Below are 21210 nucleotides of genomic sequence, written 5' to 3' on the forward strand. Positions count from 1 at the left end.
GCTGTTCATGGCCGGCGGCGGTCGCACGACCCGGGTGCACGGGCCGTTCTGCTCGGATTCGGAGGTAGAGAGCGTGGTCGCCCACCTCAAGCGCCAGGGCCGCCCGGCCTACCTCGAGGCGGTCACCGCCGACGACGGGTCGGAGGATGCCCCCAAGGGGACCGCCCAGGGCGCCGGCAGGGGCGGCGACGAGCTGGAGCTCGACGGCGCCGTGTTCGACCAGGGCTCGTTCGGCGAGGCCGGCGGCGACCTCTACGACCAGGCGGTGCAGGTGGTGCTTCGCGACAAGAAGGCGTCGACCAGCTACATCCAGCGTCGCCTGCAGATCGGCTACAACCGCGCCGCCTCGATTATGGAGCGCATGGAGCAGGAAGGCATCGTCGGCGGCGCCAACCATGCCGGCAAGCGCGAGATCCTGGTCGAGGCCGAAGGCTGAGGCATTCGGAAGGCTGATGCGTCCGGAAAGCTGAGGCGTCCGGCACCCGCCGCCGATCCCGGCCGCGATCGGATCGTCGTGGCGGGCATTTCCGGCCGAGCCGGCACTGTCCACAGCAGAGTGCGACCGATCGCGGCGGAGTCGGCCGGGATCAGGAACCGCACCGTCTGAGGCCGGTTCCCCCGATCCGGACGCCAATCTGCCTCCGGCATCGGCAACCGTGCCGCATATTTCATCGTAGACGCGGGATCTCATGCTTTCCTACGCGGACAACCGCGGGTTTTCGCTCGCTCCGGACCTGTCATCCCTGCACGCGGCGCCGCTCCGGCTGCCACGGGACGATGCCGACCATCCGCTGGCGGCGGCGTTCCGGGACTTCATTCGGGCGCAGCCCTTCCCGTGCGTCGGCGCGAAGTCGGCGCTGTCGCGGGGGCGGATGAAGATCGTGGTCGCCCGCGACATCACCTCCGGCTGGGACGACACGCGCATCTACCCGGCGCTGCTCGCCTTCATCGCGCGCTACCGCGCCCAGCCCGACCTGTTCCAGAGCTTCGCCATCGTGTTCGAAGGGCCGGGCGACCTGTCCGAGCAGGCCTTCGAGGAGAACTTGTGGGCGCGGGCCCAGTCGCTCTCCGACAAGGACGGCTTCCTCGGCCAGGCCTACGACCGGCGCGTCTCGGCCGACCCGGAGGACGCGCACTTCTCCCTCAGCTTCGGCGGCGAGGCGTTCTTCATCGTCGGCCTGCATCCGGGCGCGAGCCGGCCGGCCAGGCGCTTCACGTCGCCGGTCCTGGTCTTCAACCTGCACGATCAGTTCGAGCGGCTGCGCGCCGAGGGGCGCTACGAGAAGCTGCGCGAGAACATCCTGGCCCGCGACGCGGCATTCGCCGGCTCGATCAACCCGATGCTGTCCCGGCACGGCGAGATCTCCGAAGCGCGCCAGTACAGCGGCCGCGCGGTCGACGCCGACTGGGCCTGCCCGTTCAGCGGGCGCACGAAGGGCGGCTCCGATGTCTGAGCCGCATCCGTCCTGCGGCCGTCACACCATCGCGCCGCGCTCGGGGACGGCCTTCACCCTCGACAAGGGCCAGTTCCTGGTGGTCACCGATCCGCAGGGCGAGCAGGTTGCCGACATGCTAGCCTTCCGCCGCGACGACCTCGACGAGGTGATCTCGTCGGGCCGGACGCTGGACTATGCCAGCCGGATCTACCTGACCACGGGCGACCCGCTCTACTCGAACCGCTCCAACGTGATGCTCCGCATCGTCGCGGACACGGTCGGCCGGCACGACTTCCTGCTGACGCCGTGCTCGGCCGACACCTTCCGCATCATCTACGGCGACGCCGAGCCGCACCGCGGCTGCTTCGGCAACCTCGCGGCCGCCCTCGAGCCCTTCGGGATCGGGCCGGACCGGATCCCGGTGGCGTTCAACGTCTTCATGAACGTGACCGTGGACGGGCACACCGGCGCGCTGAAGGTCGAGCCGCCCCTGAGCCGCGCCGGAGACAGGATCGTGTTCGAGGCGATGCAGGACCTGGTGATCGGGCTCACCGCCTGCTCGGCGCTGCAATCCAACAACTTCGCCTTCAAGCCGATCCAGTACGAAATCGTGCCGTCCTGGCCCCCGGCGTCCTGACGCCGGGCGGGAACCGTGCGCGCCATCGTGCGTCGCCCTCCGGCGGTCAAGCTCGGCCGCCGGAGGGCTTCGCCATGACCATCTCGATCTCGCACCTGCAGCCGGCCATCGCCATCCTGGCCGGGATCCTGATCCTGATCGCGCCGCGGCTGCTGAACTACATCGTCGCGATCTACCTGATCGCCGTCGGGGTGATTGGCCTCGGCCTGTTCCGCGGTCTATCGTGACGCCGTCAGGCCCGCTCGCGGCTGACAATGAACGCGGAGCGTCACATGCCGGGTGACCCGGCGCGCGGACGTTCATCTTGCGTTGCAACACGGGATGGTCCAACCCGCACCGATGGGCCCGAGGGGCCGGCAAACCCTTCGACGCCGGCTTCCTTTGACGCAAGATCCTTTTGACGCAAGACCCTTGGACGCGAGTCCTCTTGCACGACGGACGGAATCGATATGACGAGCGGCACCGCGAAGTGGGTCTACACCTTCGGCGACGGCAAGGCCGAGGGCAAATCGCAGATGCGCGACCTGCTCGGCGGCAAGGGCGCGAACCTCGCCGAGATGTCCAATCTCGGCCTGCCGGTGCCCCCCGGCTTCACCATCACCACCGAGGTCTGCACCGCCTACTACGAGAACGGCCAGACCTACCCGGCCGAGCTGAAGGCGCAGGTCGCCACCGCCCTCGAGCAGGTCGGCGCGATCACCGGCAAGACCTTCGGCGATGCGGCGAACCCGCTCCTCGTCTCGGTGCGCTCGGGCGCCCGCGCCTCGATGCCGGGCATGATGGACACGGTGCTCAACCTCGGCCTCAACGACGCGACCGTCGCCGCGCTCGCCGAGAGCTCGGGCGACCCGCGCTTCGCCTACGATTCCTACCGCCGCTTCATCACCATGTACTCGAACGTGGTGCTGGGCGTTGAGCACCACGCCTTCGAGGAGGCGCTGGAGCACTACAAGGAGGGCAAGGGCTTCGATCTCGACACCGAGCTCGGTGCCGACGACTGGAAGCACCTCATCGAGAAGTACAAGGCGATCGTCGTCGAGGAGCACGGCTCGCCGTTCCCGCAGGGCGCCGAGGACCAGCTCTGGGGCGCCATCGGCGCGGTGTTCGATTCGTGGATGATCCCGCGGGCGAAGAAGTACCGCGAGCTGAACGCCATCCCCGAGAGCTGGGGCACCGCCGTCAACGTCCAGGCCATGGTGTTCGGCAACATGGGCGACACCTCGGCCACCGGCGTCGCCTTCACCCGCAACCCGTCCACCGGCGAGCGCGCGCTCTACGGCGAGTTCCTGATCAACGCGCAGGGCGAGGACGTCGTCGCCGGCATCCGCACCCCGCAGGACATCACCGAGAAGGCCCGGCTCGAGGCCAAGTCCGAGAAGCCGTCGATGGAGCGGGCGATGCCCGAATCCTACGCCGAGCTGACGCGGATCTACGGCATCCTCGAGACCCATTACCGCGACATGCAGGACATGGAGTTCACCATCGAGAGCGGGAAGCTCTGGATGCTCCAGACCCGCAACGGCAAGCGCACCGCCAAGGCGGCGCTCCGCATCGCCGTGGATCTGGCCGGCGAGGGCCTGATCACGCAGGAGGAGGCGATCGCCCGGATCGAGCCCGGCGCGCTCGACCAGCTCCTGCACCCGACGATCGACCCGAAGGCCGAGCGCAAGGTGATCGCGCAGGGGCTGCCGGCCTCGCCGGGCGCCGCCACCGGCGAGATCGTGTTCAACTCTGAGGACGCCGAGACCCTGCGCAAGGCCGAGCGCAAGTGCATCCTCGTGCGCATCGAGACCTCGCCCGAGGACATCCACGGGATGCACGCCTCCGAGGGCATCCTGACCACGCGCGGCGGCATGACCTCCCACGCGGCCGTCGTCGCCCGCGGCATGGGCAAGCCCTGCGTGTCGGGCGTCGGCTCGATCCGGATCGACTACAAGGCGCAGACCCTCACGGTCGGCGGCGTGACGCTGAAGGCCGGCGACCGCATCACCATCGACGGCTCGACGGGGCAGGTGCTGCAGGGCGAGGTGACGATGCTGGCGCCCGAACTGTCGGGCGACTTCGCCACCCTGATGGGCTGGGCCGACGCGTACCGCACCATGAAGGTGCGCGCCAACGCCGACACGCCGACCGACGCCCGCACCGCCCGCGACTTCGGCGCCGAGGGCATCGGCCTGTGCCGCACCGAGCACATGTTCTTCGAGGGCGACCGCATCATCGCGGTGCGCGAGATGATCCTGGCCGACGACGCGGAGGGGCGCCGCGCGGCGCTCGCCAAGATCCTGCCCTACCAGCGCCAGGACTTCGTCGAGCTGTTCACCATCATGTCGGGCCTGCCCGTCACGATCCGCCTGCTCGACCCGCCGCTGCACGAGTTCCTTCCGCATTCCGACGCCGAGGTGAAGGAGGTGATGGACGCCACCGGCATCGCGGAGGACCGGATCCGCCACCGGATGCGCGAGCTCTCCGAGTTCAACCCGATGCTCGGCTTCCGCGGCTGCCGCCTCGCCATCGCCTTCCCGGAGATCGCGGAGATGCAGGCCCGCGCCATCTTCGAGGCGGCCGTCCAGGCGGCGCAGGAGACCGGCGCGCCGGTCACCCCCGAGGTGATGGTGCCGCTGGTGTTCTCCCGCGCCGAGTTCGACATCGTGAAGGCCCGCATCGACGCGACCGCCAAGGCGGTGTCGGAGGAGACCGGCAAGGCGATCGGCTATCAGGTTGGCACCATGATCGAGCTGCCGCGCGCGGCGCTCAAGGCCAACGAGATCGCGGCGACGGCGGAGTTCTTCTCCTTCGGCACCAACGACCTGACGCAGACGGCGCTCGGCATCTCGCGCGACGACGCGGCGACCTTCCTCGGGCCCTACACCCAGAAGGGCATCCTGGCCGCCGACCCGTTCGTGACCATCGACCAGGAGGGCGTCGGCGAGCTGGTGCGGATCGGCGTCGAGCGCGGCCGCTCGGTCCGCCCCGACATCAAGCTCGGCATCTGCGGCGAGCACGGCGGCGACCCGGCCTCGATCGGCTTCTGCCAGGAGGTCGGCCTCGACTACGTGTCGTGCTCGCCCTACCGCGTGCCGATCGCCCGCCTCGCCGCCGCGCAGGCCGCCCTGGGCAAGGTCTCGGCGAAGGAAGGCTAGGCGCCCGCGAGCGCCGATCCGCGGATTTCGGCGCCGGGTCCTTTTGCTGGGCGGCCCAGCGTCATCATAACGCGCGGAAACGGAACCGCGTTCTCCCTCCCCCCGTTGCGGGGGAGGGAAGGCGCGCGGGGGCCTTGAGCCGATAGGTCGATCCGGTCGCGCGAACGGGTGAGGAAGCCCACCTCGGCGCGCCTGGCGATCCCGCGTTAACCACGCACAAAAAACCTACGAAAATAACGGAACCGGGCCGGCGAACCTCTGCCGTAGGGCCGCGTTGGATGCTAGTGGCGAACCGAATGCGCGTGAGCGATCGACGGTTCGACCGGGCGTCAGTCATCCGCGGGAACGCCGGCCATGAACGACTCGTCCTCGTCACAGCTCTACCTCGGGGAAAACCCCTGTGCCGTGCGGATTCCGAAGGTTTTTGCGCGGGCTTATCTCTGGCTCGTCGGTGCGGGAACGCTCCTTGGCGTGCTGGTCTTCGCCGTGGCGTCCCAGAGCAGCCTCGACGCGGCGCGCATCGCCGGATCGGACGCCGGGTACGCGGCGACCCTCGCCTCGGCGATGACGGTCAGCCAGGGCCGCCGCCTGCCCTGACGGCGGCGCCAACGAACCTTACGACATCCTTCAGCGACCGCCGGGAACGGCCCGGGTCGCCGAGCCCGTGAAGCGCGCGGCCGTGAGGTCGTCGCCGGGGCTGCGGCGGCCGAAGCGGGTCGTCACCGCGTCGGGCGACGCGCCGACGACCGCCTCCGGCGCCGCGTCCGTACGGGCGCGCGTCTGCGCCACGCGGACCGGGGCGATGCGGCTCGCCGGATGAGCGGCACCGGACTCGGTCGAGACCGCGGCGAACAGGGCGCGCAGCTGCGCCTTCGCATCGGCGTCGGCCGGGACCAGGGCGTCCACCGGGCGCGCCGCCGCGGGCCGCTCGGTGACGGCGGCGAGGCTCGTGCCCAGGCTGGCCATGCCGACGTTGCCGAGGCCGGCGAACTGCGCCGGGCGCGGCGGCGGCAGGGGCATTGCGAGCGCGGCGGCCGCGACGGCGGTGGCGAATTCGGCGGGCCGGCGCGGCGGCAGCGGCGCCGTCACGTTGGAGATCAGCGCCGCGTCGATCGCCTCCTCCGGCTTCGAGGCCGGTGGCTCGGCGGTGAGCAGGGCCCTGGCGTCGCGCCCATCGCGGCGCAGCATCGCCTCGCGCAGCGCGCCGTCGGCGGCCGGCGCCGCCGGGGCGGCGTAGGCGAGGGCCGCACGGGTGCCGATGCCGTCTTCCGGGTCGGCGCTCGCCACCGCGACCACCGGCTTCGGCTTCCCGCGCGCCACCGCGACCGGCGCCGGAGCCGGATCGCTGCGGCTGCCGAACAGGCCGGCGAGGAACCCGACGAGGCTCGGGCCCTCCTCCTCGTCGGCGGAGGCGATCTGCGAGGACACGCCGAGCACGGTGCCGCCGCGGGCCAGGATCTCGGCGCGGGCCTCCTCGTAGCGCGGGAACGGCCGGTTGTCGGACGCCAGGTGGACGGTCTTGCCGTCGGGGAACAGGCGGGCGAGCTGGTCGTGGCTCATCCGCGGCCACATCCGGACCGAGCCGACGTCGAGATGGACGAAGGGCGAGCCGGCATGCGGATACCAGCCGACGCCGCCGCGCTGCATCTGCAGCCCGACCGCGCGGATGTCGTCGATGGAGACGCCCGGCAGGTAGAAATCCATCGCCTTGCCGAGCATGTGCTGGCTGTACTCGGCCACCGCCTTCGAGCGGCGGCGCAGCATCGCGTTGGTGCCGGGCGAGCGATAGGCCGACACCACGTGGATCGGCTCCGAGGCGCCGACCTGCCGATAGGCCTCCCAGACCGTGTCGAACAGGCGCGGGTCCATCTTGGTCGGCTCGTCGATGCGCCAGTCGCGCAGGAGCCAGTTCAGCTGCTCCAGGGCCGCGCGGTCGTAGCGCCCATCGCGCTTGAACGTGATGGTCGCGCTCTCCTTGGTGTGGGTGTGGAAGATCGTGAGCGAGCGGGTGTCGCCGTTGGCGACCGCATCCTGGGTGCCGGTGGTTCCGGCCGCCAGCGCCAGCGCCATGCCGGAGAGTCCGAAGAGGATGCGCCGAAGACGCGAGGGCCGGGGCGTCGTCTGGCTCGGCGTCGGCACGATCGTCTCACCCCTCGGACGCGACCCGCGTTCGGCGCGGAGCCATGGTGAACGCAAGGTTGCCGAAAACCGTGAAGACCCGGTTATCGGCGGCCCGAGCCGGACACACGCGATTCCCTTACGGCTAAGTCTGGACCGTGGCGAAATCGTGCCGGCAAGCGCGGCGGCACACGTCGCCGCGGCGGTCGCCCGACGGGTGATGCGAATGGGCCACGGGGCCGGTGCGGGGGCTCCTCACGGACCGCGACCGGCGGGCTGCGGTCACCACCAGCTGCGCGAGACCGGAGCCGGGTTCGGCGTCCACAGGCCGGGCTCGCCGAACTCGGGCGGCGGCGCTTCCGCGGTCGCCCGCACGGCGCGGCGCGGCAGGGCGGCGTGGCGCGGCTTCGCCCGCGGCGGCGGCGGCGCCAGGGCCTCGGCCGTCCGGCGCGTCGGCTCGGACGGCCGGACCGCCGGCGAGACCTTGGCGACCGCACCGCCGCCACCGCCGAGGCCCAGGGCCGCCCGCATCGGTGCATCGTAGCCGTAGAGGTCGGGCAGCGTGCGGTAGCTGCCGCCGTCGTCGACGGTGGCGGTGAAGTAGGCGAGGTGCACCGGCAGCTTGTGCTCCAGGCGGATGGTGCGCTCGCCCTTGCCGACGAGCTTCTTCAGGCGCTCCTCGGTCCAGTTCGGCAGCACCACGTCGGCGAAGCGGAACGGGTCGTCGACGCGGACGCAGCCGTGGCTGAGGGCTCGTTCCGAACGCGAGAACAGCGAGCGGTTCGGCGTGTCGTGCAGGTACACGGCATGCTGGTTGGGGAACATGAACTTGATGAAGCCGAGCGCGTTCTTCTCGCCCGGCGGCTGGCGCAGCGAGACGTGGCCGCCGCGGCGCACGATCTCGTAGCCGCCCCAGGTGCTGCCGCCGTAGCTCGCGATCTTCGGCAGCATCGTCTTCAGGATCGAGGGCGGCACGTACCACGACGGGTTCACCACCGCGTATTCCATCAGCCCCGAGAACAGGGGCGTGCGCGAATCCGGCTTGCCGACGATGACGCGGGCCTCGTCGCGCTGGCGTCCGCCGCGGAACACGCGCAGGCGGAATTCCGGCACGTTGACCAGCACGTAGTCGGGCCCGAGATCGGTGCCGAGCCAGCGCCAGCGCTCCATGTTGACGATCAGCGCCGCGTCGTCGCCCACCGGCCGCACCGCACTCGCCTGCCTGGCGCCCTGCGCCAGCGCCCCTACCGTCTGGACGTTGAGGACGCCGCTGCCGGGCAGGCCGCGGCTGCGCTGGAACTTGGCGACCGCCGCGGCGACGCCGGAATCGTAATTCTCCGGATCGCCCGGGGGGACGTCAAGGGTGCCGGCCTTCCGGCTCTCCAGATCGAAATGGGCGCGCAGCAGGGGCACGCGCGCATCGCGCATGCCGACGCGCAGGGCCGGACCGGGCGGCAGGCTCAGGGTGGTCGCCGGACCCGCATCGTCCGTCGCGGCCGGCGCGCGTGCCACCGACAGGCGGCTCTTGAGGGCGAGATAGCCGGGGGAGCGCGGATTGTAGGCCTGGAGCAGGTCGCCGGCGGTGCCGCCTGCGCCGGCGAGGCTCGCCAGGACCGTGTCGGCGGCCGGCAGATCGAGGGTCGGCGTGATCAGCCGCGAGATCGCGGCCAGGTTGATCCGCCCGCCGCGCGCGTCGCGGGCATAGAGGGCGGCGGCGGCCGAGAGCTTCAGGTCGGCCTCCGCGACGGCGGCCAGATCCTCGGCCTTGGCGGGGCTTTCCGTCTTGCCGGCGGTGTCGGCTTTCCCCGCCTTCGGGAGCGCCGGCACCGGATAGGCGCGGGCGTCGAGGCCGTCCTCGGGCGCCCCCGCGAGGCGTGCGGCGACGGCCTTCGCCGCCGGCGTGTAGGCGCCGTCCACGATCCAGACCGGCTTGAAGGCGCCGAGCGCGTAGAACGCCTGGATCGCCTCGCGCTCCTTCGTCGTCAGGCGGGCGAGCAGCGGGGCAGGCGAGGCCAGGCGGTTGAACACGGCGGCCGCCTGCGGGTCGCTCGGCACGGTGGGCGCCGCGGCGACCGCCGGACGCTCCGGTCCGGGCGCCTCGTTCTGGGCCGGATCGGCCTTCGGCGGCTCGGACGGCGTCACCGCCTCGAGGCCGGTGGCCGGCGGCGGCAGGCTCGGATCCGAGACCGCGGCCGGATCGGATGCGGGCGCCTTATCGGCGGCGACGGCCTTGTCCGGGGTCGCGGTGGCAACGGCGGCGGCGGGCGGGAGGTCGTCCAGGCCACCGCGGGCGAAGGCCGCCGTGGAAAGGGCGCCCTGCGCGACGGAGCCGGCCAACAGGACGGCCAGGGCTGCTTTGGCCGAGCGCGAGACGCCCATCTGCGAACCTCCTGGGGACCGACCTCGAGGCCGCCCACAACCTTATCAGTATCGGCGCAAGCCCGGTCGTGCGCAATCGCCCCCCTCCGCTCGCGCCGTCGCGTGCCTGCAAGTGCCTGATGCGCCGAGCCTATCGGTCGGGCGTCGGCCCTCGGGCCGGATCAGGCCGCGGCCTCTTCGGCCTTGTCGTCGCCGTCGAGCCCGAGATCCTTGAGCTTGCGATACAGGGTGGACCGGCCGATTCCGAGGCGGCGCGACACCTCCGACATCCGGCCGCGATAGAATTGCAGCGCGAAGCGGATGATCTCGGCCTCCAGCGCATCCATCGGCTTCATCTCGCCGGTGTCCTCGACCACCAGCGACATCGCGTGGGGGTCGCGCACCTCGACGCGGACGATCTCGCGCACCGGCTCGGGCGAATGGGCCGACAGCATCGGCTGCACGGGCGCCGCCGGGATGCGGACGTCGAAGCCCTCGACCTGGGCGGCGATCTGCGGGAACTCGGCCACCGTCAGCTCGTCGCCGTCGGCGAGCACCACCGCGCGGAACAGCGCGTTCTCGAGCTGGCGGACGTTGCCGGGCCAGCCGTATCGGGTCAGCAGGGCCATCGCCTCGGGGGTGATCGCGCGGACGCGCTTGCCTTCCTCGGCCGCGAACCGGGCGCAGAACGAGCGCACCAGGTCGGGCACGTCCTCGCGCCGGGCGCGGAGCGGCGGCAGGGTCATCGGGAAGACGTTGAGGCGATAGTACAGGTCCTCGCGGAAGCGGCCCTCCTTGACGAGGTCGAGCAGCGAGCGGTTCGTCGCCGAGACCAGGCGGATGTCGACGCGCACGCTGCGCTTGCCCCCGACCGGGTCGACCTCGCCCTCCTGCAGCGCGCGCAGCAGCTTCACCTGCGCATCGAGGGGCAGCTCGCCGATCTCGTCGAGGAACAGCGTCCCGCCGGACGCCTCCACGAACTTGCCGGCATGGCGCTCGGTGGCGCCAGTGAAGGCGCCCTTCTCGTGCCCGAACAGGGTCGATTCGACGAGGTTGTCGGGGATCGCCCCGCAATTGACCGTGACGAAGGGCTTTCCGCGCCGCTCGCCCGATCCCTGGATCGCGCGCGCCAGCACCTCCTTGCCGACGCCGGATTCGCCCTCGATCAGCACCGGGATGTTGGATTTCGCGGCGCGTTCGGCGAGCCGGATCACCCGCTCCATGTCGGGCGACTTCGAGGTGAGGTCCTTGAAGCGGAGCGAGCCGGAGGCGCGGCGGCGCATGCGCCGGACCTCCTCCTCCAGGTGGTCGACCCGGAGCGCGTTCTTGATCGAGACCTGCAGCCGCTCGGCGCCGGCGGGCTTGACCACGAAGTCGACGGCGCCGGCGCGCATCGCGGTGACGACGGCGTCGATCGAGCCGTTGGCGGTCTGGACGATGACCGGGGTGTCGAGGCCGGATTTCCGCATCTCGGCGAGCACGCCGAGGCCGTCGAGGCCGCCGGGCATGACGAGGTCGAGCAGCACCACGTCGATCTCGGGCTGGGTCCGCAGCAGCGCGAGCGCGTCCGCACCGTTCTCCGCGAGCTTCGCCTCGAAGCCGAAGCGGCGCACCGTCGCCTCGGCGAGACGACGCTGAACGGGATCGTCGTCGACGATCAGGACCGTTGTCGCCATGCGGGCTTTTCCTCGCTGCCGCGGGTCGACCGCGGCGCCGGACCTCGCGGGACCCGGCACCCGGCACGACCGGCGGGTGTTTCGTTTCGAGCCGGAGCGTCGCCCAGATGCGTAAAGCCCCGCTTAACGACGACGGGAGATTTGCCGCAGGCGCCGCTTGCATCGCCGGCGGCCGCCGAATTCGGTTGAACGCCGTCGATCGCGCTCGATATGAGGCGGGAAGGGCCCGTCGGGCCCCGCGCGGGCGACACGCCGGCAACGAACCGAGGATCCATGCGAGGAATCATGTCCGCCCGAGCCTTCGCCCCCGCAGGGTCGCCCCTCCGGAGCGCCGAGGGCGCCTCCGCGGCGCGTGCCGCGGCCCACGCGGTCGATCTCGGGCCGCTTCCCGAATGGGACCTCGCCGACCTGTATTCCGGCCTGGACGCGCCAGACTTCCGCCGCGACCTCGCGAAGGCGGAAACGGATTGCCGTTCGTTCTCCGAGACCTACGCCGGGAAGATCGCACAGCTCGCGAGCGGGCCCGACGCCTCGGGCAAGCTCGCCGCCGCGGTCGCGGCCTACGAGGCGATCGAGGAGCTGCTCGGCCGCCTGATGTCCTATGCCGGGCTGGTCTATTCCGGCGACACCACCGACGAGGCGCGGGCGAAGTTCTATGGCGACACCCGCGAGCGCCTCACCGACGCCTCCGGAAACCTGCTGTTCTTCGCGCTCGAGCTCAACCGGATCGAGGACGGGGTTCTCGACGTGGCGATGTCCGCCGGGCCGCTCGCTCGCTACGCCCCGTGGATCGAGGATCTGCGCCGCGAAAAGCCGTTCCAGCTCGAGGACCGGATCGAGAAGCTGTTCCTGGAGAAATCCGTCACCGCGAACGCGGCCTGGGACCGCCTGTTCAACGAGACCATCGCGGCCCTGCGCTTCCCCGTCCAGGGGGAGCGGCTGCCCCTGGAGCCGACGCTGAACAAGCTCCAGGACCCGGACGGCGAGGTCCGCCGGGAGGCGGCCGGGGCGCTGAGCGAGGTGTTCCGCGAGAACCTGCGGGTGTTCACGCTGATCACCAACACGCTGGCCAAGGACAAGGAGATCTCGGACCGCTGGCGCGGCTTCAAGGACGTGGCGGATGCCCGCCACCTTTCGAACCGCGTCGAGCCCGAGGTGGTCGCGGCGCTGGTCGATGCCGTTCGCGAGGCCTATCCGCGGCTCTCGCACCGCTACTACCGGCTGAAGGCCAAGTGGTTCGGCGTCGAGGCGCTGCCCTACTGGGACCGCAACGCGCCGCTGCCGAAGGTCGAGCAGCGCACCATCCCGTGGACCGAGGCGCGCGACACGGTGCTCGACGCCTACGGCGCGTTCTCGCCGAAGATGGCCGGCATCGCGCGGGACTTCTTCGACCGGCGCTGGATCGACGCGCCGACGCGGCCCGGCAAGGCGCCCGGCGCCTTCGCACACCCGACGGTGCCTTCGGTCCACCCCTACGTGCTGGTCAACTACCAGGGCAAGCCGCGGGACGTGATGACCCTCGCGCACGAGCTCGGCCACGGCGTGCACCAGGTGCTGGCCGGCCACAACGGCGCGCTGATGGCACCGACGCCGCTGACCCTGGCCGAGACTGCCAGCGTGTTCGGCGAGATGCTGACCTTCCGGCGCCTGCTCGCGGCGACGACCAACACGACCCAGCGCCGGGCGATGCTGGCCGCCAAGGTCGAGGACATGATCAACACGGTGGTGCGCCAGATCGCGTTCTACTCGTTCGAGCGCAAGGTCCACCTCGCGCGCGCCGAGGGCGAGCTCACCGCGGAGCAGATCAACGGCCTGTGGATGTCGGTGCAGGCCGAATCGCTCGGCCCGGCGATCACGCTCGATGCCGGATACGAGCCGTTCTGGGCCTACATCCCGCACTTCATCCACTCGCCGTTCTACGTCTACGCCTACGCCTTCGGCGACTGCCTAGTGAACTCGCTCTACGGGGTCTACGCCAAGGCGGAGGGCGGCTTCGTCGAGCGCTACTTCGCCCTGCTCTCGGCCGGCGGCTCGAAGCCCTACGGCGAGCTCCTGGCCCCGTTCGGCCTCGACGCCCGCGATCCCGGCTTCTGGCAGATCGGCCTCGGCATGATCGAGGGCATGATCGCGGAGCTGGAGGGGATGGAATCCGAGGCCTGAACGCCAGGGCCCTCCCGCGGTCGACACGCATGAAAAGACCCGCGACGGGGTGCCCCGTCGCGGGTCTTTTCGGTCTCGGTTGCGGCCGCGATCAGACGGCGGCGACGTCGACCCGGATGTTGCCGCGGGTGGCGTGCGAGTACGGGCAGACCACGTCGGCGCGCTTCACGAGGTCGGCGGCCTTCTCGGCATCGATGCCCGGCAGGCTGGCCTTGAGGCTGACGGTGAGGCCGAAGCCGGTGCCGTCGTCGCGCTTGCCGATGCCGACCTCGGCGTCGACGCGGGCGTCCTCGGGCACCTTCACCTTGTCCTGGGCGGCGACGAACTTGATCGCGCCGAGGAAGCAGGCGGCGTAGCCGGCGGCGAAGAGCTGCTCGGGGTTGCTGCCCGGGCCGCCGTTGCCGCCGAGTTCCTTCGGGGTCGAGAGGCCGACGCCGAGACGGCTGTCGTCGGTCGCGGCGGATCCTTCGCGGCCGCCGGTGGCGTGGGCGTGGGCGGTGTAGAGAGCCTGCATCGTCGTCTCCTGTCGGCGTTGGGAATCACGCACCCGCTCGCGGGCGATCGATGACCCTTCATCCCACGAAACTAGGTTGCGCGCAACCGATGTCGCGCGTTCAGTAGATCTCGAACAGGCCGGCCGCGCCCATGCCGCCGCCCACGCACATCGTGACCACGCCGTACTTGGCGCCCCGGCGGCGCCCCTCGATCAGCAGGTGCCCGGTCATGCGCGCGCCGGACATGCCGTAGGGATGGCCGATCGCGATCGCGCCGCCGTCGACGTTGAGGCGCTCGTCGGGAATGCCGAGGCGGTCGCGGCAATACAGGACCTGGACCGCGAAGGCCTCGTTCAGCTCCCACAGGTCGATGTCGCCGACGGTGAGCCCGTGCTGCTCCAGAAGCTTGGGCACGGCGAAGACCGGGCCGATGCCCATCTCGTCGGGCGCGCACCCGGCCACCGCCATGCCGCGATAGGCGCCGAGCGGCTGCAGCCCGCGCCGCTCGGCCTCCCGCGCCTCCATCAGCACGCAGGCCGAGGCGCCGTCCGAGAGCTGGCTCGCGTTGCCGGCGGTGATGAACGCGCCCTCGGCGACGGCCGGCCCGTTGCGGAACACCGGCTTCAGGGCGGAAAGGTCCTCGAGCCGGGTCTGCGGCCGGTTGCCCTCGTCCTGCGAGAGCGTCACCGCGCGCTTCGTCACGGCACCGGTCGCCTTGTCGACGACCGCCATCTCGGTCGCCAGCGGCACGATCTCGTCGGCGAAGCGCCGGTTGGCCTGGGCCTCGGCGGTGCGGTGCTGCGACTGCAGCGCGTAGCGGTCCTGCGCCTCCCGATCGATGCCGTAGCGGGCGGCGACGATCTCGGCGGTCTCCAGCATCGACATGTAGACGTGCGGGGCCATCGCGGTGAGCGCCGCATCCTCGGCGCGGAAGCGGTTCAGGTGCTCGTTCTGGACGAGCGAGATCGATTCGAGGCCGCCGCCGATCGCGGCCTGCATGCCGTCGACGACGATCTGCTTCGCCGCGGTGGCGATCGCCATCAACCCCGAGGCGCATTGCCGGTCGACGCTCATCCCCGCCACCGAAGCCGGGAGCCCGGCCCGCAGGGCGGATTGCCGCGCGATGTTGGTGCCGGTGGAGCCCTGCTGCAGGGCGGCCCCGAGGATCACGTCGCCGATCAGCGTGCCGGCTTCCTCCGGCGCGATGCCGGCGCGGGAGAGCGCGTGGGCGATCGCGTGGCCGCCGAGCGCCTGCGCCTGGGTGTCGTTGAAGGCGCCGCGATAGGCCTTGCCGATCGGGGTCCGCGCGGTCGAGACGATGACGGCTTCACGCATGGTGTGCTGGTCCTTGGCGGGGCCGATCCCGCCCGTATCGGGAAGACAGGCGGTGTGCCGGATCCGGCCGGCCGGCTCAACCGCGCGCGGCGAGCCCGAAGATCGCGCGCGCCTCGGCCGGGCTCGCCGGTGCGCAGTCGATGAGCGACAGCAGCGTCACCGCCTTCTCGACGAGCGCGGCGTTGCTCGGCGCCAGGCGTCCGCGGGCGAGGTAGAGGTTGTCCTCCAGGCCGACCCGGACGTTGCCGCCCATGCTGGCGGCGAGCGCCACCATCGGGAACTCGGCCCGGCCGATGCCGAAGGCCGACCAGACCGCGTCGGCCGGCAGCCGCGCGCGCATCTGCACCAGGGTCTCGGGGTCGGCCGGCGCCCCCCACGGGATGCCCAGGCAGATCTGGAACAGCGGCGGGGCGGCGAGATGCCCCTCGGCGATGAGGTGGCGGGCGAGCGCGATGTGGCCGAGGTCGAACACCTCGATCTCCGGCCGCACGCCGGCGGCGCGGATCGCCTCGGCCATGGCGCGCAGGTGCGCCGGGGTGTTGAGGAACAGGTTCTCGCCGAAGTTCATCGTCGCGACGTCGAGGGTGCAGAGCTCCGGCCTGAGCGCGCTCACGTGGCGGGTGCGCACCGCCGGGGTCTCGAAGAGGGTACCAAGCCCCGCCGCGGCCGGATCGGACGCGCCCGGCACGAAGCGTCCGCCGGCGCCCGTGGTCAGGTTGAGGATCACGTTGGCGTTGCGCTCGCGGATGCGCTCCACCACCTCGCGGTAATGCGCGAGCTCCATGCTCGGCGCCGCGGTCTCGGGGTGGCGGACGTGGATGTGCACCACCGCGGCGCCGGCCTCGGCCGCCTCGAGCGCCGAGCGGGCGATGGCCACCGGGCTGACCGGCACCGCCGGGTTCTTCGACGGCGTGTCGAACGAGCCCGTCAGGGCGCAGGTGATCACGGTCTTCTGCGACATCGCCGTCTCCTCAGATCATCCCGCCGTCGACCACCAGCGTCTCGCCGGTGATGTAGGCCCCGCCGGCGGCGAGGAAGAACATCGCCTCGGCGATGTCCTCGGGCTCGGCCAGGCGCGCCATCAGGGTGTTGGCGACGGTCGCCGCCTTGCGCGCCTCGGGCCAGTTCGCGGTCCAGGGCGTGGCCACGAGGCCCGGCGCGACCGCGTTGACGCGGATCTCGGGGGCGAGCGCCCGGGCGAGCGAGCGCGTCAGGTTCACGAGCCCGGCCTTGCTCGCCGAGTAGGCGATGCTGGAGCCGCGCCGCCCGAGGCCGGCGACCGAGGCGGTGTTGACGATGGCGCCGCGGCGCGCCCGCAGGGCGGGGGCGGCGGCCCGCGCGCAGCGATAGGGGCCGACGAGGTTGGTCGACAGGATCGAATCCCAGAAATCCTCGGTCATCGCGTCGAGGTCCTCGAAGGCGATCGGCGCCTGCGTGCCCGAGGTGCCGGCATTGTTGATCAGCACGTCGAGGCCGCCGAGCGTCGCGATCGCCTCGGCCACCATCGCCTCCGCCTCGCCTGCGCGGGAGACGTCGCCGGCGACCGCCGTGACGAAGAGACCGTCCGCGCGCAGACGCCCGGCGGCCTCCGGGCCGCGTGGGTCGTCCGCGAGGTGGTTCAGGGCGACTGCGGCCCCGTTGCGCGCGAACAGCGTGGCGGCGGCCAGGCCGATGCCGGAGGACGCCCCGGTGACGAGGACGGCTTTTCCGCGAAGGTCGGCGCCGATCATGGTGTGCTCCCGTCTGCGATCGGAGGTCGGCGGCGGACGCTCACGTGCCCTCCATCCGGCCGATGCCGCGCATCGCCGCCTTGAGGGCGAGCAGCTTGCGGTCGCGCTCGCGGAACAGCTCCGCCGGGTCGCGGCCGCCCCAGTCGAAGTAGCCGCGCCCGGCCATCACCCCGGTCCGGCCCTCGGCGCAGAGGGCGTCGAGGCTGCCCGACCGGGTGCGCGGCGGGGGCGGGGCGTAGCTCGCGTTGGCGAGCGCCCGGCGCTGCAGGTCGAGACCGGTGAAGTCCGCCTTGGCAAGGTGGCCGAGAATCGGGATGCGCAGCGAGAGCCCGTGCACGATGGCGTCGTCGATCTCGCGCGGGGTGGCGTAGCCTTCGTCGAGGAGGTGGTGCACCTCGGCGGTGATCGCCGACTGGATGCGGTTGGCGACGTAGCCCGGCACGAAGCGCTTGAGGACGATCGGCACCTGGCCGAGCCCGACGACGAGGTCGCGAATCTCGGCCACCACCTCCGGCCGCGTCTCGGGACCCGGCACCACGTCGACGAGATCGATGATGTAGGGGGGCGTGTACCAGTGCGCGACGAGGGCGCGCGGCTGCCGCCCGACCGGGATCAGCGGGAAGACGTCGAGGTAGCTGGTGTTGCTGGCGATCACCGCGTCGGCGGCGCAGAGCCCGTCGAGCTCGGAGAACAGCGTGCGCTTCGCCTCCGGGTCCTCGGTGATCGCCTCGACGACGAGGCTCGCCCCGTCGACCGTGGCCGCGAGGTCCGGCGAAAGCCGCACGGCCGCGGCGAGGCGGTCGGCGGTCCACCCGTCCGACGCGGCGCCGGCTTCCGCCAAGGTCGCGAGCGCGGAGGCCATCAGGGCGGGCACCGCATCAAGGGTCTCGGCGCGGCTGTCCGTGAGGCGGACGGCATGGCCGCCGAGCGCCAGGACCAGGGCGATGCCGTGACCCATCAGCCCGGCCCCGACGACGGCGATCTCGGCCATGATGTCCTCCTCCGGTCAGACGGTGGCGATCGGCGTCGCCGGCGAGCCGACGGCGCCGGGAAGCCGCAGGGGCGGCGCGGTGAGCAGGAAGCGATGGCGCCCGTTCGCCTTGAGCCAGGCCGCCAACGGGGTCAGGTGCCAGAGCTCGCCCAGCGGCAGCCCGAGCTTGAACAGGCAGTGCTCGTGCAGCGGCAGGATCGCGCAGCACGCCCCGCCCGGCCGCGCCGGATAGGCCTCGACCGCGTAGTTGTCGGCGGCGAGCGCGGAGAGCCCGCTGTCGGTGATCCAGGCGAGCAGCCTCGCGTCGCGGCCATCGAGGACGGCGCTGATTCGGTGGACCTCCTGCGGGTCCGGATGCCCGGCCCAGGCGAGGAGCCGGTCGGCGAAGCCGGTATGCAGGCAGACCATGTCGCCGGGCTCGACCGCGACCCCGTCGGCTTCCAGGATCCGCATCAGGGCGTCGTAGCCGACGAGCGTGCGGGCGTCGCCGTGATGCGCCCGCAGGTCGACCATCACGCCACGGCCCTGCATGCCGTGCTCGGCCAAGCGCTCGATGCCGAGGCGGTGCGCGCGCGACGGGGCCTCGACCTCGGCCGCCTCGCTCGGACCCGTCACGTCGAGGCCGCCGCGGAAACCGTTGTAGTAGACGGGTTTCGGCGTTCCGTCCCCGTCGGCGTCGAACAGGCCGCCGACATGGGCGAGGCTGTCCCACTGCGTCGAGTATTGCAGATAGAGCATCACCCGGTCGTCGCAGATCACGTCGGTGGCGCCGTCGACCTCCTCGCAGACCCGGAAGTTGGTCACAGGCCGGCCGTTGGCCCGGACCGTCGGGCTGAGGCGCGGCGGGTGGCGGCGCTGGTTCAGGACGTTGCCGCCGGGCAGGTCGAGGGGCAGGCTGAGGCAGAAGGTCCGGCCCACGCGGACCTCCGCGACGCCCTGCAGCACCTTGGCCGCATCGAGCCCGTTGACGCGGCCGAGCTGGTCCTCAGGGCCGTAATCGCCCCAGGTCGAACCCTCGGGCCGGCGGCGCCAGCGCGGCTCGGTCATCGGCGCGTCCTGCCGGTATCGGTTCTGCCCTCGCAGATCCGGGGCGCGGCGGGTGCCGGAGCCGGGCGCATGCGTCCATCCCTGAAGGCGGATCCTTGGCGGATCCCGTTGGCCGCATCGTCCGTCCGGCCATACCGGTCTGTCAACGACCGGGTCGCGGCCGGAGCGACGAAGCCGGGCGGAATTGTCAGGGCGCGCGAGCGTCCGCATACCGGACCTTCGAAACGGGCGAGGGCTGGAGCAGCCGATGCGCGAGCAGGATACGATCTTCGGGGCCGACATCCCGTTCGCGCGGCTCTGCGGCGTCGAGGCGCTCGGCTATGCCGAGGGACGCACCCGGCTGCGGCTGAGGCTGCGCGACGACCACGGCAACAACCTCGGCATCGCCCATGGCGGGGTGATCTGCACGCTGCTCGACATCGCCATGGGGACGGCGGCGCGGCTCGCCGCCGGGCGGCCGGTGCTCACCCTCGACATGCAGACCCGCTTCCTCGCCCCCGGCCGCGGCGTGCTGCTCGCCGAAGGGTTCGTGGTGCGCGGCGGGCGCTCGGTTCTGTTCTGCGAGGCGGAGATCCGCGGGGAGGGCGGCGATCTGGTCGCCACCGCGAGCGGCCTGTTCAAGCCTGCCCGCAGCGAACCGGGGCCTGCGGCGTGAGGTAGGCGACCATCGACGAAAGCGGCCGCCGCCGACACGAAAAAAGCCCCGGACGCATGCGCCCGGGGCTTCATCGCAGCATTCCAAGGGGCCGGAGGGATCACCCTCCGGCGAAGACCTTAGAGGCCGCCAAACTTGTAGTTGAAGCCAGCGCGGATGATGCTGCCCTCGGTGCGGAAGCGCGAGATGTAGCCGGCGCCCGGGCCGACACCGTTGAACGAGCCGACGATGACGTTGCGGCTGCCGAGGTCGTAGTGGAGGTACTCGGCCTTGATCGTCACGGCGTCGTACTTCAGGCCGAGATACTTCGCGAAGGCGAAGGTGTTCAGGAAGCTGTCGGTCGGGATCGCGTACTCGACGCCGCCGCCGTAGGCGTAACCGGTCTCGAGGTTGTTGGTGCGGCCGGCGAAGGCGAGGGCGCCGCCGGGGGTGTAAAAGTTGGCATCGTACTGAACCTCGCCGAAGGCGAAGCCGCCGGTCCCGTAGACCATGAACCGGTCGAAGGCGTAGCCGACGCGGCCGGTGACGGTGCCGAGATATTCCAGGCTCTGGCGGAAGTAGTTCGGGTTGGGCAGGACGCCGCCGGCGTTCGGAGCGTCGAGGCTGAAGCGGCCCTTGTGGATGTCGGTCCAGTCGACGCTGACGGCGCCGCCGAGGACGAAGCCGGAGCCCGGGGTGAACTGATAGTTGTAGCCCGCGGTGCCGCCGATCTTGCCGATGCCGTCGGTCTCGGTGGTGGCCAGCGGCGGACGACGCAGGGCCTGCACGTTGGCGACGTTCACGGGCGAGATGCCGGTGGTGGTGATCCGCTGGCGGTCGGTGAAGGTGTAGGTCGACTCGAGGCCGGCGTAGAAGCCGGTCCAGGTGAACACCGGGATCGGGGTGAAGACCGGCGGGGGCTCGCGGCGCGGCAGGTCGGCGGCGGAGGCGACGGCGGTCATGCCGGCCAGCACGGTCGAGGCGAGGAGAAGCTTCTTCGTCATGTGAGGGGTACCTGAAGACTGTCCCGAATGGCTCTGGCCCCACTTAAGCGTAAGCGTGCCCGGGCAACTATGCCCGCCATGCCACAGTGCGACCCAAATGCAGCGGTGGCGCCACGGACGACCTTGCCCGACCGAATCGCCGCCGGCCTGCCCCGTCGGGCCGGCGGCGGGCGCGGCCGGGGCGCCGGCCCTTGATCAAAGGACGGCGAGCCTCTAATCCGACCGCGCCTTTCGCCGGGGCTCCCCCGCGAGCCGGGCGAGAGTCGAGATCGGGTGCGCCCGTGCGCGGGCCCTGCCGCAGGAACGGGAACCATGGCCAAAGAGAAGTTTGCCCGCACGAAGCCGCACTGCAACATCGGCACGATCGGTCACGTTGACCACGGCAAGACGTCGCTGACGGCGGCGATCACGAAGGTCTTGGCGGAGTCCGGCGGGGCGACGTTCACGGCC

General features: G+C 71.5%; 19 protein-coding genes. 9 read left to right on the forward strand and 10 right to left on the reverse strand.

Going from position 1 to position 21210, the window contains the following annotated elements:
- From MKK68_RS00640 to MKK68_RS00665, 6 genes are all read left to right on the forward strand, one after another.
- The coding region (locus tag MKK68_RS00640; protein WP_279605146.1) for a DNA translocase FtsK at positions 1–436 on the forward strand (436 nt) is incomplete at its 5' end.
- Between the two features lie 253 nt (positions 437–689).
- The gene (gntA, locus tag MKK68_RS00645; RefSeq protein WP_147727956.1) at positions 690–1454 is read left to right on the forward strand and encodes a guanitoxin biosynthesis heme-dependent pre-guanitoxin N-hydroxylase GntA; all 765 of its coding nucleotides are present in this window, start codon (positions 690–692) and stop codon (positions 1452–1454) included.
- On the forward strand, positions 1447–2073 hold the full coding sequence (locus tag MKK68_RS00650) for a DUF1989 domain-containing protein (protein WP_244027569.1): 627 nt from the start codon (positions 1447–1449) through the stop codon (positions 2071–2073). Before gntA ends, MKK68_RS00650 begins: the two co-directional genes overlap by 8 nt.
- Positions 2074–2147: 74 nt before the next feature.
- Positions 2148–2300, forward strand: coding sequence for a DUF3096 domain-containing protein (locus tag MKK68_RS00655; protein WP_147727954.1), 153 nt, complete (start codon positions 2148–2150; stop codon positions 2298–2300).
- A 222-nt stretch (positions 2301–2522) separates the two neighbouring features.
- Positions 2523–5213: a pyruvate, phosphate dikinase gene (ppdK, locus tag MKK68_RS00660; protein WP_147727953.1), complete on the forward strand. Its 2691-nt coding sequence runs from the start codon at positions 2523–2525 to the stop codon at positions 5211–5213.
- Between the two features lie 354 nt (positions 5214–5567).
- The gene (locus MKK68_RS00665; RefSeq protein ID WP_147843906.1) at positions 5568–5810 is read left to right on the forward strand and encodes a hypothetical protein; all 243 of its coding nucleotides are present in this window, start codon (positions 5568–5570) and stop codon (positions 5808–5810) included.
- Positions 5811–5840: 30 nt separating this feature from the next.
- Here the strand turns inward: MKK68_RS00665 and MKK68_RS00670 are convergent, their stop codons facing one another.
- The 3 genes from MKK68_RS00670 to MKK68_RS00680 all read right to left on the reverse strand — a co-directional run bounded on the left by MKK68_RS00670 (position 5841) and on the right by MKK68_RS00680 (position 11365).
- A complete protein-coding gene (locus tag MKK68_RS00670) occupies positions 5841–7283 on the reverse strand; it encodes a DUF882 domain-containing protein (RefSeq protein WP_243938089.1) in 1443 nt (480 codons plus the stop codon).
- A gap of 330 nt (positions 7284–7613) precedes the next feature.
- Positions 7614–9710 (reverse strand): murein L,D-transpeptidase, encoded by a 2097-nt coding sequence (locus MKK68_RS00675; RefSeq protein WP_244027571.1) that lies wholly within the window; start codon positions 9708–9710, stop codon positions 7614–7616.
- A 161-nt stretch (positions 9711–9871) separates the two neighbouring features.
- Entirely contained in the window at positions 9872–11365 is a 1494-nt protein-coding gene (locus tag MKK68_RS00680) for a sigma-54-dependent transcriptional regulator (RefSeq protein WP_244027573.1), read from the reverse strand.
- Between the two features lie 285 nt (positions 11366–11650).
- On the opposite strand from MKK68_RS00680, the gene MKK68_RS00685 reads away from it, so the two are divergent.
- Positions 11651–13525 carry a M3 family oligoendopeptidase gene (locus tag MKK68_RS00685; protein ID WP_244027575.1) on the forward strand — a complete coding sequence of 625 codons (1875 nt, stop codon included), beginning with the start codon at positions 11651–11653 and terminating at the stop codon, positions 13523–13525.
- Positions 13526–13616: 91 nt separating this feature from the next.
- Here the strand turns inward: MKK68_RS00685 and MKK68_RS00690 are convergent, their stop codons facing one another.
- The 6 genes from MKK68_RS00690 to MKK68_RS00715 form a co-directional block, all read right to left on the reverse strand.
- Positions 13617–14039, reverse strand: a complete 423-nt coding sequence (locus tag MKK68_RS00690) for an organic hydroperoxide resistance protein (protein WP_147726259.1) — start codon at positions 14037–14039, stop codon at positions 13617–13619.
- A 100-nt stretch (positions 14040–14139) separates the two neighbouring features.
- Positions 14140–15354 (reverse strand): acetyl-CoA C-acyltransferase, encoded by a 1215-nt coding sequence (locus MKK68_RS00695; RefSeq protein WP_244027577.1) that lies wholly within the window; start codon positions 15352–15354, stop codon positions 14140–14142.
- A 76-nt stretch (positions 15355–15430) separates the two neighbouring features.
- The gene (locus MKK68_RS00700) at positions 15431–16315 is read right to left on the reverse strand and encodes a 3-keto-5-aminohexanoate cleavage protein (RefSeq protein ID WP_244027585.1); all 885 of its coding nucleotides are present in this window, start codon (positions 16313–16315) and stop codon (positions 15431–15433) included.
- Positions 16316–16325: 10 nt separating this feature from the next.
- A complete protein-coding gene (locus MKK68_RS00705; protein ID WP_243934172.1) occupies positions 16326–17084 on the reverse strand; it encodes an SDR family NAD(P)-dependent oxidoreductase in 759 nt (252 codons plus the stop codon).
- A 40-nt stretch (positions 17085–17124) separates the two neighbouring features.
- Positions 17125–18075 carry a 3-hydroxyacyl-CoA dehydrogenase family protein gene (locus MKK68_RS00710; protein ID WP_244027587.1) on the reverse strand — a complete coding sequence of 317 codons (951 nt, stop codon included), beginning with the start codon at positions 18073–18075 and terminating at the stop codon, positions 17125–17127.
- Positions 18076–18090: 15 nt separating this feature from the next.
- Positions 18091–19122 carry a cyclase family protein gene (locus MKK68_RS00715; protein WP_244027600.1) on the reverse strand — a complete coding sequence of 344 codons (1032 nt, stop codon included), beginning with the start codon at positions 19120–19122 and terminating at the stop codon, positions 18091–18093.
- 247 nt (positions 19123–19369) lie between these two features.
- Here MKK68_RS00715 and MKK68_RS00720 point away from each other — a divergent pair, with 247 nt between their 5' ends.
- Positions 19370–19777, forward strand: a complete 408-nt coding sequence (locus MKK68_RS00720; RefSeq protein WP_244027602.1) for a PaaI family thioesterase — start codon at positions 19370–19372, stop codon at positions 19775–19777.
- Between the two features lie 119 nt (positions 19778–19896).
- Here MKK68_RS00720 and MKK68_RS00725 read toward each other — a convergent pair whose 3' ends face one another.
- The gene (locus tag MKK68_RS00725; RefSeq protein WP_147842940.1) at positions 19897–20760 is read right to left on the reverse strand and encodes an outer membrane protein; all 864 of its coding nucleotides are present in this window, start codon (positions 20758–20760) and stop codon (positions 19897–19899) included.
- A gap of 312 nt (positions 20761–21072) precedes the next feature.
- Between MKK68_RS00725 and MKK68_RS00730 the strand changes: the two genes are divergently transcribed.
- Positions 21073–21210, forward strand: a 138-nt coding sequence (locus MKK68_RS00730) for a GTP-binding protein (RefSeq protein WP_243934179.1), incomplete at its 3' end; no start/stop codon positions are given.

The sequence above is a fragment of the Methylobacterium sp. E-016 genome, assembly GCF_022829745.1.
In the GTDB taxonomy this organism is placed as follows: Bacteria; Pseudomonadota; Alphaproteobacteria; order Rhizobiales; family Beijerinckiaceae; genus Methylobacterium.

What these genes read in the sequence shown, in the direction of transcription:
- gntA (WP_147727956.1), top strand. Translation starts at nt 690, where the DNA reads ATGCTTTCCTACGCGGACAACCGCGGGTTTTCGCTCGCTCCGGACCTG.
- MKK68_RS00650 (WP_244027569.1), top strand. Translation starts at nt 1,447, where the DNA reads ATGTCTGAGCCGCATCCGTCCTGCGGCCGTCACACCATCGCGCCGCGC.
- MKK68_RS00655 (WP_147727954.1), top strand. Translation starts at nt 2,148, where the DNA reads ATGACCATCTCGATCTCGCACCTGCAGCCGGCCATCGCCATCCTGGCC.
- ppdK (WP_147727953.1), top strand. Translation starts at nt 2,523, where the DNA reads ATGACGAGCGGCACCGCGAAGTGGGTCTACACCTTCGGCGACGGCAAG.
- MKK68_RS00665 (WP_147843906.1), top strand. Translation starts at nt 5,568, where the DNA reads ATGAACGACTCGTCCTCGTCACAGCTCTACCTCGGGGAAAACCCCTGT.
- MKK68_RS00670 (WP_243938089.1), bottom strand. Translation starts at nt 7,283, where the DNA reads ATGGCGCTGGCGCTGGCGGCCGGAACCACCGGCACCCAGGATGCGGTC.
- MKK68_RS00675 (WP_244027571.1), bottom strand. Translation starts at nt 9,710, where the DNA reads ATGGGCGTCTCGCGCTCGGCCAAAGCAGCCCTGGCCGTCCTGTTGGCC.
- MKK68_RS00680 (WP_244027573.1), bottom strand. Translation starts at nt 11,365, where the DNA reads ATGGCGACAACGGTCCTGATCGTCGACGACGATCCCGTTCAGCGTCGT.
- MKK68_RS00685 (WP_244027575.1), top strand. Translation starts at nt 11,651, where the DNA reads ATGTCCGCCCGAGCCTTCGCCCCCGCAGGGTCGCCCCTCCGGAGCGCC.
- MKK68_RS00690 (WP_147726259.1), bottom strand. Translation starts at nt 14,039, where the DNA reads ATGCAGGCTCTCTACACCGCCCACGCCCACGCCACCGGCGGCCGCGAA.
- MKK68_RS00695 (WP_244027577.1), bottom strand. Translation starts at nt 15,354, where the DNA reads ATGCGTGAAGCCGTCATCGTCTCGACCGCGCGGACCCCGATCGGCAAG.
- MKK68_RS00700 (WP_244027585.1), bottom strand. Translation starts at nt 16,315, where the DNA reads ATGTCGCAGAAGACCGTGATCACCTGCGCCCTGACGGGCTCGTTCGAC.
- MKK68_RS00705 (WP_243934172.1), bottom strand. Translation starts at nt 17,084, where the DNA reads ATGATCGGCGCCGACCTTCGCGGAAAAGCCGTCCTCGTCACCGGGGCG.
- MKK68_RS00710 (WP_244027587.1), bottom strand. Translation starts at nt 18,075, where the DNA reads ATGGCCGAGATCGCCGTCGTCGGGGCCGGGCTGATGGGTCACGGCATC.
- MKK68_RS00715 (WP_244027600.1), bottom strand. Translation starts at nt 19,122, where the DNA reads ATGACCGAGCCGCGCTGGCGCCGCCGGCCCGAGGGTTCGACCTGGGGC.
- MKK68_RS00720 (WP_244027602.1), top strand. Translation starts at nt 19,370, where the DNA reads ATGCGCGAGCAGGATACGATCTTCGGGGCCGACATCCCGTTCGCGCGG.
- MKK68_RS00725 (WP_147842940.1), bottom strand. Translation starts at nt 20,760, where the DNA reads ATGACGAAGAAGCTTCTCCTCGCCTCGACCGTGCTGGCCGGCATGACC.